This window comes from Pseudoxanthomonas daejeonensis (genome assembly GCF_010093205.1).
Classification (GTDB): Bacteria; Pseudomonadota; Gammaproteobacteria; order Xanthomonadales; family Xanthomonadaceae; genus Pseudoxanthomonas; species Pseudoxanthomonas daejeonensis.
In genome coordinates this window covers 1-476 of the sequence record NZ_PDWN01000035.1, presented here as the reverse complement: position 1 = coordinate 476, position 476 = coordinate 1, and the positions used below count along the sequence as shown (strand labels likewise).

Genomic DNA, 476 nt, shown 5'->3' with positions numbered 1-476 from the left:
GTGCCTGCCCGCGGCGATTGAGTGCCTGGGCGAGAAAGTTGAGTTGTTGCTCATTGACGACGCCAGTACAGAACAGGAAATCGGGAACCTTCTGAATCAGTATGGCGACTTCCCTTATGTCCATGTATACAGGAACGAAACCAATCTTGGCTACACACGTACAGTGAACCGTGGATTGTCACTGTGCGAAGGCAGGGATGTCGTACTGCTGAACAGCGACACGGTGGTAACAGGGCATTGGTTGAGTAGTCTCAGATACTGCGCCTACGCATTTGGAAAAGTGGCGACTGTCACTGCCCTCTCGAACAATGCTGGCGCCTTCTCGGCTCGAAAAAACACAAACAACCAGAACATAAAGTGAGGAACATATTCTGACAGGTACACGTCACACAAACGAGTTCCACTGTCAATATCTGAATACATCCCGGACGCCGTCACTTACCACAATACATGCCAGGCACGTCAGTTGAGATCTA

1 protein-coding gene is annotated in these 476 nt (G+C 50.2%); it reads left to right on the top strand.

From position 1 onward, the window contains the following. Positions 1–361, top strand: a 361-nt coding sequence (locus CSC65_RS16090; protein WP_162411596.1) for a glycosyltransferase family 2 protein, incomplete at its 5' end; no start/stop codon positions are given. Positions 362–476 lie beyond the last annotated feature (115 nt).